Source organism: Sphaerospermopsis kisseleviana CS-549 (assembly GCF_028329225.1).
In the GTDB taxonomy this organism is placed as follows: domain Bacteria; phylum Cyanobacteriota; class Cyanobacteriia; order Cyanobacteriales; family Nostocaceae; genus Sphaerospermopsis; species Sphaerospermopsis kisseleviana.
The window spans coordinates 1-13244 of record NZ_JAQMTI010000047.1 but is presented as its reverse complement, the minus strand read 5'-3'; the positions used below and the strand labels follow the sequence as shown (position 1 = coordinate 13244).

The following is a 13244-nucleotide window of genomic DNA, read 5'->3' as shown; positions in this document are numbered from 1 at the left end:
TTAGTAACCAATTCTTTGAAATTTCACCCGGAAAATGCACGCTTTTAGGAGTATACCCCTGAAAAATCCTGCACTGATTTCCTGATTTTCCACCTGAAACCCTTGATTTATCAAGGTTTTGAGTTTATTCAGCAAGCCCTATTTATTGAATTTATACAGGTTATTTAAGTTATATTCATCTATCTCAAAGTGGACAAAATTATTACCTTTAGATAGAAGTATTCAGTTAATAATTGAACAAGGTTTTAAGTAACTCAACTTTAAAAAACGTCATACCCAGATCCCCGACTTCTTCAAGAAGTTGGGGATCTATCCACTGCTATATTTACTTTGACAGAGGTGGGTTATCCTCATATTCATCGGAATACTGAAATACGAATTTGTTTTGTATTTCTCTATTCTCTTGATGCACGATAGGACAATATTTTGTGTTTGCACTCATGCAGTCCATGTGGGGTGTTTTCGCACATACTAATAATAGTCCCCCCAAAATGAGTAATAAGCTACAAATTGCTGCTGTTTGTGTGCCGGAAATATCTAACGTACCATGAACAACTACTTCCCGCAGTACGGAAACTATTGCCACCTCCACGGCTACACCTACGGAAATACTATGTTCTTGTAAGTAAACTATGAGTAGTCGAAATAATTCCACGAGAATTAACACAAATAGTATTTTTGATGTCAATTCTTTGTAGTCTAATGAATTAATGATGGCAATAACTATCCCCCACAATTGTATCAACATTACCGCAAATAAGGCTAAACATAATACCATCACTATGAGGTCTTGAAAAGCCTCCATGTTACGCACTATTGCATAGCGATCTAACCAGCGATCGCAAAATAAAAATCTACTCTTGAAGCGTTTTTGCATGACTGTTTACATTCCAATGGCAGTCAGTAAGCTATCAGCTATCAGCTATCAGCAGTCAGCTTTTTAGGGTTACACCAAAAATCATTAGGTTGATAATCGATCAAATATTCTGACTACTGTTAGGGTTTAGCATTGCTAAACCCCTACTGACTCAATTCTGAACTCTTACCAATATTCCTATTTTTACGTAACATTAATGTTTTCTGCCTCAGCGTGGTTTGTTATTTAATTTTTGTATTTGTGTTAACAATTTGTCGGCATTATTCACCCATTGAGTATTACCTTGATTTTTATACAAATCTCTCGCATATTTGATTAGTTTTACGGCTTCTGGATATTGTTTCAATTGTACAAATACTAATCCTGCACCATAATAAGCATCGGCATAATTTGCATTTGCTTGGGTGGATTTTCTAAATGCTGCTAATGCTTCGTTAAATTTGCCTTGATTAAATAAAATTGAACCTAAATTATAATGAGCTTCTGCATATCTGGGATTGATAGTTATTGCAGCGGTAAATGCTGATTTTGCTAGTTCAATTCTACCTTTTTGTAAATAACAAAGTCCTAAATGATAGGAAGGTTCTGGAGAATTTGGACTATGTATGATCGCTTGTTGAAAAGAGGCGATCGCCCCATCCCAATCTTTTTTAATTTCTCGTATCAATCCTAAGTTATAATGAGCAAAACCCAATTTTGGATCTAGTTGTAAAGCTCGTTGTAAATAATCATTTGCTAACTGTAAATTATTCCCTTCTAACAAAGCACTACCTAAATTTGCAAAAGCTAATGCAAACTGTGGATCGGCTTGGGTTGCTTGATAAAATGCGTCCGCTGCTGGTTGTAACTTTCCAGTTTGTCGCAGTGCTAACCCTAAATTATAATGCGCTGCTGCTAAAGTCGGATCTAATTGTGTTGCTTGACGAAAAGCGTTAATAGCTTCTTGTATTTTTCCCCTTTGAATAGCTTGTAAACCCCTATTTAACCAGTCTAAAGCAATTTGACGAGGAGTTTGAGCTAAGAGGTGACAGGTAACAGATGACAGGTGACAGGTGACAGCAGATGGGGAAATGGGGAAATGGGGAGAAGTGGAAAATACTGGTTTAATATTGATACCTAGTACCAGTAAAGTAACAATGCCAATAAAAGGATATTTTTTTAAGGAAATAGTCATAAATTAGCCGAATAATATTGTCACTAAATATTGAGTATGAACCTATTTTTTAACAAATATTTTATAATTGGTATATAAATTAGCATAGCTTAATATTACTTAATCTTAATCTTACGATAAACTACAATTTTTTTGCACCGAGCTTAAAAGATGGATAATAAAAAAGTCAGGAGTCAAGAGTCGTAGAGGCGAAGCATTCGGGCGACTAATTATCAATTTTATGAAAAGGCTATTTTCCGAATGCTTCGCGCCTACTTTGCCCGTACAGTAGTCATAATGTTTGATAAATCAGTGAAATAAGCCAATAACAATTTTGAGTATAGCTGTTAAAAAGCTGAAAGCTGACTGCTGAAAGCTAAAAAAATTACTCCTGAAAAATACATAATGCGGTTGAGGGAATCACCGTAAAGGAGGGTTTATGAGCGAAAAAGTAAAATCCGGTTCGCGGAATGTAGCAATTGTTGGACCCTATTCTAGTGGCAAAACCACATTATTAGAAAGTTTGTTATTTGTCACCGGAGCAATTTCTCGCAAAGGTAACATTAAAGATGGTAACACAGTCGGAGATAGTGCTAATGAAGCACGCGATCGCCGCATGAGTGTAGAAGTTTCCACAGCTTGTACAGAATACGAAAATACACGCTTCACCTTTATAGACTGTCCTGGTTCAGTAGAATTTGTCCAAGAAACTTATAATGCTTTAATGGGAATTGATGCAGCAATTGTTGTTTGCGAACCCATCAAAGATCGAGTTTTAACTTTAGCCCCATTATTCAAATTTCTCGATGATTGGGAAATTCCCCACATCGTATTTGTGAATAAAATGGATCGGGCAAATATTCATGTTCTAGAAACATTAAACGCCCTCAAAGCCGTTTCTAGTCGTCCTTTAGTGCTGCATCAATTCCCCATTATGCAAGGGGAAGAACTCACAGGATTTATTGATATGGTAAGTGAAAAAGCTTATCAATATCATCCTGGTGCTGCTGCTGATCCTATCCCATTTCCAGAAGCATTAAAAGCCGAAGAACATCAAGCAAGAGCAGAAATGTTAGAAACTTTGGCTGATTTTGATGATCATTTGTTGGAAGAATTATTAGAAGATATCGAACCACCCCAAGAAGAAATTCTCAAAGATTTAAAACTAGAACTAGGTGCTGATTTAGTAGTACCAGTTTTCTTTGGAATTGCAGAACAAGATTATGGTGTGAGACCTTTATTAGAAGCAATATTAAGGGAAGCACCAGCACCAGAAACCACAATGGAACGGCGTTTAGAAAAAATTAGTGATACTCCTTTAGCGCAAGTTCTCAAAACCTTTTATACTCCCCAAGGTGGCAAACTTTCCTTAGTGCGAGTCTGGCAAGGAACGTTAACAGATGGTATTGTTTTAAATGGTATTCGTGCTGGTGGAATTTACCGTTTAATGGGACAACAACAACAGCAAATTAACGAAGCTGTAGCTGGAGAAATTGTTGCTATTTCTAGGTTAGAAGGAGTTAAAACCGGAGATACAATTTCTACCAATTCCCACATTAAACAATTACCAAAAGCAGAAGAATTAGAACCAGTTTTTGCTTTAGCTATAACACCCGAAAAACGTAATGATGAAGTCAAACTTAGTGGTGCTATTACTAAGTTATTAGAAGAAGATCCCGCTTTAGCTTGGGAACAACATGGAGACACCCACGAAGTAATTTTGTGGGGACAAGGTGAGATACATTTGCAAGTTGCGTTAGATAGACTGCGACGCAAATATAATTTACCCATGTCTACCCATCTTCCCCAAATTCCTTACAAAGAAACTATCCGCAAACCAGTAAACGCAGTTCATGGTAGATATAAACATCAAAGTGGTGGACATGGACAATTTGGAGATGTTTATTTAGACATTCAACCATTAGCAAGGGGAGAAGGTTTCAATTTCCGGGAAACAATTGTTGGTGGTGTTGTTCCTAAACAATACATTCCTGGGGTAGAAATGGGAGTGAAAGAATTTCTTGCACATGGTCCTTTAGGTTTCCCGATGGTTGATGTTGCGGTGACATTAACTAATGGTTCTTATCACACCGTTGATAGTTCAGAACAAGCTTTTAAACAAGCTGCACGTCTCGCAATGCAAACAGGAGTACCCCAAGCACAACCTACCCTTTTAGAACCAATTTTAAAGGTAGATGTGAATACTCCTAGTGAGTTTACCTCTAAAGTTTTACAACTTTTAAGTGGTAGACGGGGACAAATTTTGGGTTATGAAGGTAGACAAGATTGGTCAGGATGGGATAATGTTTCTGCATACTTACCCCAAGCAGAAATGCACGATTTTATTGTAGAATTGCGATCGCTTACCTTGGGTGTTGGTTCTTTCCATTGGGAATATGATCACCTGCAAGAAGTACCGGATAAAATTGCCGAACGGGTTTTAATTAAAAACGGTAAATAGTCAATTCTCGTTCCCAGTCTCTGACTGGGAATGTTATTAGGAAGGTTCTACCTTCCTTTTTTTCTCACGCAAAGACGCAAAGACGCAAAGGAAGAGGAGAAGATAAGATAAAAAAGTTTATTAGAAAATATAATAAAATCAACGTTTTGGATAAGGTAAAACACCTTTGAAATCTCCACATTCCCAGAAAGAACTATTAATCCAATCATTATCTTCAGCATCCCACAACAAATAATAGGCAACTAATAAAGTATTTATAAATATATCAACTGAAATCATCCAATGTTGTGCCATGATGTTTAATGTCTCTATTGTTATAGAACTTGATAATGTAAATTTTTGCTGTATTTCATCGTAACTACAAGAACATCCATCAATAAATTTATCAAAATATGGTTCATACTTTTTTACTGGATGTGGTTTTTTAAAGTTTGTAAACCGGACTTTATCAGCAAAAAAATCTAACTTTAACCCAGCGTCAAATCCTTGCGAATCTTGACCATAGGTATAATAATAAAGTGAAGTACCTTGTTGGTTAAAAGTATAAGTAGCACATATAAGTCTTGGAGAAACAAAATCATCACCCTCAAAGTCTGCAAGCACATCATTTATTGACATATTTTTGTTTTTTCTATCTATAGATGAAAGCTGATAGCTGATTACTGATAGCTGATTACTTGCATCAAGTTTATTCTGGTAAATAATCTTGATTTAAAATTTCATCTGTAGTAAAAGGACAGTCTACAGGAAAAGTATCAACTGATAAACCTGTTTCTAAGGATGCTAGTTTTCTCGCATCTTGATAACATTCGCTAAATACTTCAGAAAAATATTTTTTTAAACTGGGACTTTCAGTTAATTCTTCTTTCAATCTGCGTCTATGTTCAAAAATAGTAGATAACCAACTATTACTGCGTTTATCTGGTTGATATTTATATTTGAGAAGGTGCATTAATAAAATTAATAAGTTACTTTTTAATGCTCTTTTTTCACTTCTTCCCATGCTTTCGATCTCTTCAATTAAATTCTCTAAATCAATTTCTGCAAAGTTACCATTTTTTAATTGTTTAGCTGTAGTTTCTATCCATAAATAAAAATCTTCATTATAAAGATTTGAACTAGCAAGGTTTGTAGGTTGAATTGCTTTCATCTGCTGGAAACCTCCGCAAAGAAATTGTGAGATTTTTTGGTAGCTTCTTTAAGTAATTATATAATAATTCCTACTTTTCCTCGTTCCCATTCTCCTGACTGGAAATGCTATCAGGAAGTTTCTACCTTCCGTTTTTCATTAATATTCATCATCATTACCAAAAGTCACACAAGGACTATCAACTTCTACTGCTGGAGTAAAAGAATTACAAAAAATGACAGTAGCACAATTAACCCCTAATTCATCAGGGTGAGTGCATTCCTCCTGGACAAAAAAAGCACAGTCTTTACAAATACTCTTACATGACATTGGTTGCGCGTCTTTGGAGTCTGACATAGTTCAAAAACCTGAATATCAGATAAAACCCACTACATTGGGTATATTGTAGTGGGGAATAGCAGTAACAAACAATGTCATTTTCATCATCTGTTATTTTTGTCACTAGTTTAATTATTTTATGTAAAAATTACATCATTATCTTGCATTTATGGCAAAATACCACATTAAGAAAGTTTAGTTTTCCCATCAGTTAAAATTTTATTTTCGTTTTTATATGTTGTAGCCTTTAATTATACGTTATTTTAATTATACGTTATTTTGTTGGTGATTATGTTCGGGTGCTTTGCGTCAACCCAACCTACTTTTATTTTTATTTTTTTATAAGTTACGTAAATTCTCTGTTGCTTTTTGTGTGGAAATTTTGAGCAATTTATAATAAATATCGAGAAATTAAACAATTTTTTGATTGTGGTGACATAAAAATTACAATCACTATTATAATATTTGCAGTTATTTAACACACATCACCATGAGTTCAAAGACTAAGGATTTACAGGTAAGTTACGCTAAAACTCGCTTGCTGCTTGCGTTGTGGGATTTGGGAGCAAGTCAGCAGAAGGTTGCTAAGGGTAAGTTAAGCAAGCGGGTAGTGTCTAAAGGTCAGAAGATGACCGAGTATCAAGGTATTTTAGAGGATTTAGAAGCACAGGGAGCGATCGCTGTCTCTAAAAAAGGATCTGCTATTAGTTATACTCTCACGTCACCAACGGGTTTAGAGGTGTTGGGTGCGGGTTTGCGTAGTAAAGAGTTTAAGTTTGAGGGAACTATTGTTGGTACTTGGGCTGCTAATGCACTATTGCGGTGGATCAGTGATATTGATGTTGCGGTAGGTGCGCCGGTTGCGTCAGGTAATGGGGTTAAGGGTGGGGTTATTGGTTCTTATGAGGAGTTTAAAACTGTAGCTTTAGATGTTTATGATCAGTTGAACCAGGATTACAACTTAGATGATTTAGTACCTATTTATCGCATTAGAAGAGAAATAGGTGAACGAATTAGCCGTGAAAAATTCAATAAATGGCTAGTAGAAATGCAAGCTGATGATATTTTGCAGCTGATGACAGGAGAAATACCAGATTTTACTTCTGATAAACGGGAAGATTCAATTTCTATACCTGGTACACAATTACGTTCTTATGCTAAACGTTTGATTTAATAACATTATTTCAAAACTTGTTCATTAAACTTTTTCGTTCCTTACACAAGAGAAATTACCATGACAGATACCCCTATTTCACCTATAGAAGCAGTTAACGCTGCCATTAATAGCCATAATCCATTTACTAACGCTGGTATTACTCAACAACAGAATATTTGGGGAAAAGGATTTCCTGATGTACCTACCTTAAATAGTCATGCTTCTAATAAAGTTTTTAAAGCCATCGAAGTTGTCAAGAAAAGTAAATCTAGTCAAGATAAAGTAACTTCAATTGCGATCACTGCACAAAAGGGAGTTGGTAAAACGCACCTCCTTAGTCGTATTCGTCATGAACTAGAAAAAGTAGGTGGTGCTTTATTTGTCTATTCAGGTGGTAGTAACTATACAGACTTAAATTTAGTTAAGTACCAATTCCAACAAACTTTAGCAGATAGTCTCAGTAAAACTGGTAGTCAGGAAGTAATGCAGTGGCAAGAAGTAGCCGCAGCTATGGCTAATGAAGGTAGAGAAAATGCCCCTCCTCCAGCAGAGTTAGTCAAAAAATTTGACCAAGCTTATAAAAGCAGTTTGACTAAAAATAAAAATCTCATGAATGCTCTGCAAAAACAGGTGATTAAAAATAAACCTGATGCAGATCCTTACATTATTAGAGCTATTTTGTGGACACTTTCAGAAACGCAATCCCCTTTTGCTATTAAATGGCTATCTGGTGAAGAATTAGCTCAATTAAACGCTGATGAGTTGGGGTTACCTAATCTTTCTAAAACTAATCAAGATAGAGAAGCGGAAGCACTCAAGAATATTCAGCAAATTTTAAATCTAGTCAGTTTTTATAATACAGTTGTTATTTGTTTTGATGAAATAGATGTTTACAATAATTCTACTGAGGATGGTTTACCAACAGAATGTGTAATTGCTAATTTGGTTAAAATTCTCCATGATACTTTAGAGAACTATGAATTTAGCCAAGGTATTGTTATTCTCACTGTGATGATGCCGGAAATATGGACTAACAAGATCAAGACAATACCTGGTGGTACACCAGACAGGATTACCAAATTTACACAAGGTAAACCCCTCAATTTAGATACTATTAATGCTGATTCTATGGTGCAATTAGCAACAGTATGGTTAGGAGAATATTATAGTTCAAAAAATTTAATTCCTCCCCATCCACTTTATCCATTTGAAGAAGGTCAACTTAGAGAATACGGTAAAAATAAACCAAGTGTTAGGGAAGCTTTACGATGGTGTGCAGATAATTTTAAGGTTGAGCAAGAGAAACTTCCTTCAGATCCGCTTGAAAGATTTGAACTAGCATTTACAAGAGAAAGCGAAGTCAAATTTGAAGAATATATAGAGGATGGTTCTCTTATTGCTGAATCTCTTTATTTTGGCTTTAATACTTTAAAAGGACAAACCTTAGAAGGAGTAATGATTGAAGATATTACCAATGATATCAAGCCTAAAGCACAGAATAGAAACTTTATCAACTTTAAACTTATTGGTAATGAAAATGGAAAAGAAGTAAAAATTGGTGTAGCAGTTATTCAAGATTCCCAATTTACATTAAATGCCGGACTCAAACGGTTAACTGATTATGAAACTTTTGATTTAACTCGTGGTTGTTTAGTGCGTTCTAAATCAAAAATAGAACAAATGAAGAAAAAATCGGAAGCATATAAGCTACTTGATGAATTAATCTTACAAAAAGGAGGTGAAAATGTAGATTTAATTGAAGATCAAATTCGTCCACTAATAGCAATATTAGCCATTTATCAAAAGCGACAAAATTATCACTTAACAGAAGAACAGATTTTTGATATTATCTCTAAAAATAATATCACATTTGATAATTTGTTATTGAGAGAAATTTTAAGTGATCCATCTGGTAATATGCCTGATATTGATGATGAAGATATTATAGATGAATTTCTCACTTCTTCAACTATAGATGAAACAGAAGATAGCGATGATTTAAGTGATTTATTTGGTTAATGAATTATGAATAAATCAGTTTCAATTTATAACGCCTTGTGTTTACCTGCTCCTGATGTTGAAGCTTTAATACAAGGGCGAATTATTACTGCTTTACCTCAAAAATTGTTAAATTTGGGGCAAACATTCGCCCTTTATCCTGTTGATATTTCTACAATAGCAATAGATAAATATTACAGTTCAAGTTTTTTAGCTACTACTCAAACTGTTAACAATAACGTTTATTCTGGGGAAGTTGCAATTATATCTTGGGCTAGATGTGAATTTTTGGAAATGACAGATATATCTAAACAACTAGATATTTTATCTCAATTGACCATCTGGAAACCAGAAAGATTTGAGGAAATATTACAAAATCGTCCGCATTTTTTCCTTGCCTATTTACGAGTTTATCATCTAGATAAACCTTATGAAATTCCAGCTATTCCTAATATTCAAGAAAAACTAGGAAAATTTGCACCTTTACCTAATAACATTTCTGTATCTGAAGCTAAACCCGTATTAAGTGATCATGTATTTAACCAACGGAAACAACAACTAGAAAACCGCCAAACTCCACTACATCCTGCACTGGAAGAATTACAAAGTTTATTATTACCAATTGCTAAAAATAACCCAGCAACACAACAGTTAGAAAATGAAATCAAAGTATTTTTAGGTTGGAGTAATGAAGCAACTATAAATACACTAGATTCTGATTTAGCTTGGATCAAAAATATTGCTAAAGTTGGTAATTCTAGTGATGGTAACGAATTTGAAAAATTGGTGAGAAAAAGTTTAATTAAATTAGGTTTTTCGTGTTCCAATATTAACCCTAAAGCCAACCTAGATCCTGATAAACTAGGCGGCGCTGGTGGTGTAGACTTTTATTGTGAGTATCCTTATCAAGTTGTAGGAGAATGTAAAGCTACTAAAACCGAAAAAATACCTAGCAAAACACCAGGACAATTAATACAGTTAGGTAATAATCATCTTCAAGAAAAGTATAATAATTGCCTTAAATTAATTGTAGCTGCTGGTGAATTAACAAAACCTGCTGAATTAACTATGCTGAATAATGGAATTTATATGATTAGTCCAGAAACTTTAGAGAAGTTGGTAGAACTGCAAACTAAGTATAAAAACTCAGTTAATTTAATTGAGTTAAAACAATGTTTGCAACAAGGTAATTATGGTTTAGTGGATGATAAAATTAAAGAATATATAGAAAAAGTAGAACAAGAAATAAAATTGCGATCGCATATTATTCAAGTAGTCAAAGAAATGACTCAATTAAACAACCAAAATAATGTCACAGTGATAGAAATTCGTACATACTATAACGCCATTTATAAATCAAACTTAACAAATGAAATAGTACAAGAAATATTAATAGAACTATCATCACCATTAACAGGTTACTTAGGAAGAATTAAAGAAGATGATTGGACAAAAGATCGCTTTTATTACTTACGCGACTTATCAATAAATTAAAAGTAGGCTAAACTTAGAAATATATATATTGCTGCTGTGTAATAGAAATTTGAGGATAACTTCAAGAAGTTGATGAGGTAAAAAGATGAGTGTAGTGATTACAGATGAGGTTTTGCAGACAATTCCAATGTCTGACAAGGAATTAATTCAGGAAATAGCTATCTTGTTGTTTACACAAGAACGGTTTACTTTAGGACAAGCGAGTAATTTTGTCGGTATGAATCAACTTGAGTTTCAGCGATTGCTTGCTAGTCGCAAAATTCCTCTTCATTATGATATTGCTGAACTGAGAGAGGATGTCAAGAGTTTGGAAGCTAACAATTGGCTATGATTATTGTTAGTAATACCTGTTACCAACGTTGATTTAGTTGACACTCTACAAAAAATTTTAGATCCTGGAGAAGCCGAAGCGATCGCTCTTACTGTAGAGTTAAATGCTGATAGACTAATTATTGATGAGCGAAAATGCAGAAATGAGGCTATCAAGTCCCGATTGCAGATTACTGGACTATTAGGTATTGTACTAGCTGCTAAACAAAAAGGGATTATTCCGCTAGTAAAACCGATATTAGATGATTTGACTGCTAATGGCTTCTGGATTCGTAAACAGTTGTGTGTAGAAATTTTATCAATTGCAGGAGAATAGCGATCGCACAAGCTCAGAAAATAAAGTTGAAGATGAAGTTATTGTTAATTTCATGATTTGACAAAACTTGACACAACCTGTTTATGCACACAAGATAGTTCTTCCTCCTCGAGATTAGCGTAACAGGGTTTTCTGTCCGTGTCAAGAAGATTTACTACCTCTATTGCGGAAAAACACCAAAAAAATGATAATTAGCAAACGACGGATTTTTTTGCTTTGATAGAGACGTTCCAGACCCAGAGAGTGTAGAATAGAAAACGCTGCCTTTTAATAGATTAGATATTTTATGGCTAAAAAGAGCATGATTGAGCGCGAGAAGAAACGCGCTAAAATGGTGGAAAAATACGCTGCAAAACGGGAAGCCCTGCTAGAAGAGTTCAGATCAGCAGAATCTCCCCTAGATAAGTTAGAAATTCACCGCCAAATTCAACAACTACCCCGTAACAGCGCACCTAGCCGCCGTCAAAACCGTTGCTGGTTAACAGGTCGCCCCAGAGGAGTTTACCGTGATTTTGGACTATCTCGGAACGTTCTGCGGGAATGGGCGCACCAAGGTTTATTACCTGGGGTTGTCAAGTCTAGCTGGTAGTCATTAACCCAGGGAATAGGGAATAGGGAATAGGTGACAGTAAGCAGGGGAAGCAGGAAAAATTATAACCCAGTCCCCAGTCCCCAGTCCCCAGTCCCCAGTCCCCAATCACCTGTCATTGTCCACAACAACGATCAATTCCCAGACTGTCTAAGAGTAGATCGCTAACGGCGTTGGCGATCGCAAACTCTCCATAAAAGCTTTTAGAAAAATCAAAAGACTGCATCTCTGTAACAATAGCAATTACCAGAGATCCTAAATCATCTTCTCCTTCCATGCGTTGCCTGACAAAAATCTGCGCTGCACGTTGGGCAATTTTTTGATTAACCAGTTCGGGAAGAAATTCTGTATCTAGCCATAACAACAGTCGCTTTTGCAACCATTCGCCTTCTTGTTGAGGATTTTCCGTAGGTGGTAGGGTAATAGGTGGAATTGGCTGAGTCATGTTTGTATATCTTAAATAGATTTTGTGTACCAAGGTAATCTCATACCATTTTGGATTTTAGATTTTGGATTTTGGATTTTAGATTTTGGATTGTAAAAGTCTTGTTAAACAAGCTTTTAACACAAGCTTTTAATCTTTCCATATCTCAAAATCATGGTTCAAGCTGGGATGAGAGAGAAAAACGCAGCAGCAGTCCAATCACAGCTAAATGCGTTCCTTTGGGGGTTTTGTTATGATGTTCATAAACTATGGAATATGATGTTGCTGCTATTATTCGAGGTTATGCTCAAGGATATTTTCTCATGGCTGATGAGCATGATCACTTGGGATGGTATGGAAGTAGAGAACATACTTTGATTCCCTTAGATGAAAGATTCCACTATCCCAAGTCATTACAACGAGTTCTCAACCAAGAAAAGTTTACAGTAGCAGTTAACCGTGACTTTATGGGTGTGGTTAATGGATGCGCTAACCGAGAAACAACTTGGATTTCTCAAGAATTAAAAAAAATCTACTGGTTACTTTACCAAACTGGTTATGCTTATAGTTTTGAAACCTGGCACGGTGATCAACTTGCAGGGGGAATTTTAGGGATTGTGATTGGAGGTGCTTTTATTGGTGAATCTATGTTTTATAAAATTCCTGAAGGTTCTAAAGTAGCGATGGTGAAGCTAGTAGAAAGGTTGCGAGAAAGGAAATTTTTATTGTTTGACGCACAAATGATGAATCCCCATTTAGCCCGATTTGGTGCTTATAACGTCGGTACTAAAGAATATGAGACGTTGCTGAGACAAGCTTTGCAAACATCTTGTTCATTAGAATGATAGTTGATAGTTGATAGTTGATAGTTGATAGTTGATTAGGAAACATCAAACTGATTACCCAGTCACCAGTCCCCAGTCCCCAGTCCCCAGTCACGAGTCACCAGTCACCAGTCCCCAGTCCCCAGTCCCCAGC

The 13244-nt window shown here is 35.4% G+C and carries 14 protein-coding genes; 8 read left to right on the top strand and 6 right to left on the bottom strand.

Annotation, left to right across the window (positions count from 1 at the left end; all coding sequences use genetic code 11):
• Positions 1-325: 325 nt before the first annotated feature.
• Both PN497_RS03515 and PN497_RS03510 read right to left on the bottom strand, forming a co-directional pair.
• The gene (locus PN497_RS03515) at positions 326-877 is read right to left on the bottom strand and encodes a phosphate-starvation-inducible PsiE family protein (protein WP_096570591.1); all 552 of its coding nucleotides are present in this window, start codon (positions 875-877) and stop codon (positions 326-328) included.
• 208 nt (positions 878-1085) lie between these two features.
• Complete coding sequence (locus tag PN497_RS03510; RefSeq protein ID WP_096570589.1) at positions 1086-2051, bottom strand: tetratricopeptide repeat protein; 966 nt, start codon at positions 2049-2051, stop codon at positions 1086-1088.
• Positions 2052-2469: 418 nt separating this feature from the next.
• Here PN497_RS03510 and PN497_RS03505 point away from each other — a divergent pair, with 418 nt between their 5' ends.
• Positions 2470-4491, top strand: a complete 2022-nt coding sequence (locus PN497_RS03505) for an elongation factor G (RefSeq protein ID WP_096570587.1) — start codon at positions 2470-2472, stop codon at positions 4489-4491.
• 138 nt (positions 4492-4629) lie between these two features.
• On the opposite strand, the gene PN497_RS03500 is transcribed toward PN497_RS03505, so the two are convergent.
• The 3 genes from PN497_RS03500 to PN497_RS03490 all read right to left on the bottom strand — a co-directional run bounded on the left by PN497_RS03500 (position 4630) and on the right by PN497_RS03490 (position 5977).
• Complete coding sequence (locus PN497_RS03500) at positions 4630-5109, bottom strand: hypothetical protein (RefSeq protein WP_096570585.1); 480 nt, start codon at positions 5107-5109, stop codon at positions 4630-4632.
• Between the two features lie 70 nt (positions 5110-5179).
• Entirely contained in the window at positions 5180-5641 is a 462-nt protein-coding gene (locus PN497_RS03495; RefSeq protein WP_096570583.1) for a DUF29 domain-containing protein, read from the bottom strand.
• A gap of 138 nt (positions 5642-5779) precedes the next feature.
• On the bottom strand, positions 5780-5977 hold the full coding sequence (locus PN497_RS03490; RefSeq protein WP_096570581.1) for a hypothetical protein: 198 nt from the start codon (positions 5975-5977) through the stop codon (positions 5780-5782).
• A gap of 472 nt (positions 5978-6449) precedes the next feature.
• Here PN497_RS03490 and PN497_RS03485 point away from each other — a divergent pair, with 472 nt between their 5' ends.
• From PN497_RS03485 to rpsN, 6 genes are all read left to right on the top strand, one after another.
• Entirely contained in the window at positions 6450-7133 is a 684-nt protein-coding gene (locus PN497_RS03485; RefSeq protein WP_096570579.1) for a hypothetical protein, read from the top strand.
• Between the two features lie 60 nt (positions 7134-7193).
• The gene (locus PN497_RS03480) at positions 7194-9134 is read left to right on the top strand and encodes a P-loop NTPase fold protein (RefSeq protein WP_096570577.1); all 1941 of its coding nucleotides are present in this window, start codon (positions 7194-7196) and stop codon (positions 9132-9134) included.
• Positions 9135-9140: 6 nt separating this feature from the next.
• Positions 9141-10607 carry a DUF1802 family protein gene (locus PN497_RS03475; RefSeq protein ID WP_096570575.1) on the top strand — a complete coding sequence of 489 codons (1467 nt, stop codon included), beginning with the start codon at positions 9141-9143 and terminating at the stop codon, positions 10605-10607.
• An 85-nt stretch (positions 10608-10692) separates the two neighbouring features.
• Complete coding sequence (locus tag PN497_RS03470) at positions 10693-10938, top strand: UPF0175 family protein (RefSeq protein ID WP_096570573.1); 246 nt, start codon at positions 10693-10695, stop codon at positions 10936-10938.
• 3 nt (positions 10939-10941) lie between these two features.
• Positions 10942-11253 (top strand): DUF3368 domain-containing protein, encoded by a 312-nt coding sequence (locus PN497_RS03465; RefSeq protein WP_272109611.1) that lies wholly within the window; start codon positions 10942-10944, stop codon positions 11251-11253.
• A gap of 286 nt (positions 11254-11539) precedes the next feature.
• Positions 11540-11842: a 30S ribosomal protein S14 gene (gene rpsN / locus PN497_RS03460; protein WP_096570571.1), complete on the top strand. Its 303-nt coding sequence runs from the start codon at positions 11540-11542 to the stop codon at positions 11840-11842.
• Positions 11843-11957: 115 nt separating this feature from the next.
• Here rpsN and PN497_RS03455 read toward each other — a convergent pair whose 3' ends face one another.
• Positions 11958-12287 carry a hypothetical protein gene (locus PN497_RS03455; RefSeq protein ID WP_096570569.1) on the bottom strand — a complete coding sequence of 110 codons (330 nt, stop codon included), beginning with the start codon at positions 12285-12287 and terminating at the stop codon, positions 11958-11960.
• Between the two features lie 248 nt (positions 12288-12535).
• On the opposite strand from PN497_RS03455, the gene aat reads away from it, so the two are divergent.
• Entirely contained in the window at positions 12536-13111 is a 576-nt protein-coding gene (gene aat / locus PN497_RS03450; RefSeq protein WP_096570567.1) for a leucyl/phenylalanyl-tRNA--protein transferase, read from the top strand.
• The last annotated feature ends 133 nt before the right edge of the window (positions 13112-13244 follow it).

What these genes read in the sequence shown, in the direction of transcription:
- PN497_RS03490 (WP_096570581.1), bottom strand. Translation starts at nt 5,977, where the DNA reads ATGTCAGACTCCAAAGACGCGCAACCAATGTCATGTAAGAGTATTTGT.
- PN497_RS03510 (WP_096570589.1), bottom strand. Translation starts at nt 2,051, where the DNA reads ATGACTATTTCCTTAAAAAAATATCCTTTTATTGGCATTGTTACTTTA.
- PN497_RS03515 (WP_096570591.1), bottom strand. Translation starts at nt 877, where the DNA reads ATGCAAAAACGCTTCAAGAGTAGATTTTTATTTTGCGATCGCTGGTTA.
- PN497_RS03500 (WP_096570585.1), bottom strand. Translation starts at nt 5,109, where the DNA reads ATGTCAATAAATGATGTGCTTGCAGACTTTGAGGGTGATGATTTTGTT.
- PN497_RS03485 (WP_096570579.1), top strand. Translation starts at nt 6,450, where the DNA reads ATGAGTTCAAAGACTAAGGATTTACAGGTAAGTTACGCTAAAACTCGC.
- PN497_RS03470 (WP_096570573.1), top strand. Translation starts at nt 10,693, where the DNA reads ATGAGTGTAGTGATTACAGATGAGGTTTTGCAGACAATTCCAATGTCT.
- rpsN (WP_096570571.1), top strand. Translation starts at nt 11,540, where the DNA reads ATGGCTAAAAAGAGCATGATTGAGCGCGAGAAGAAACGCGCTAAAATG.
- PN497_RS03475 (WP_096570575.1), top strand. Translation starts at nt 9,141, where the DNA reads ATGAATAAATCAGTTTCAATTTATAACGCCTTGTGTTTACCTGCTCCT.
- PN497_RS03495 (WP_096570583.1), bottom strand. Translation starts at nt 5,641, where the DNA reads ATGAAAGCAATTCAACCTACAAACCTTGCTAGTTCAAATCTTTATAAT.
- PN497_RS03455 (WP_096570569.1), bottom strand. Translation starts at nt 12,287, where the DNA reads ATGACTCAGCCAATTCCACCTATTACCCTACCACCTACGGAAAATCCT.
- PN497_RS03480 (WP_096570577.1), top strand. Translation starts at nt 7,194, where the DNA reads ATGACAGATACCCCTATTTCACCTATAGAAGCAGTTAACGCTGCCATT.
- PN497_RS03505 (WP_096570587.1), top strand. Translation starts at nt 2,470, where the DNA reads ATGAGCGAAAAAGTAAAATCCGGTTCGCGGAATGTAGCAATTGTTGGA.
- aat (WP_096570567.1), top strand. Translation starts at nt 12,536, where the DNA reads ATGGAATATGATGTTGCTGCTATTATTCGAGGTTATGCTCAAGGATAT.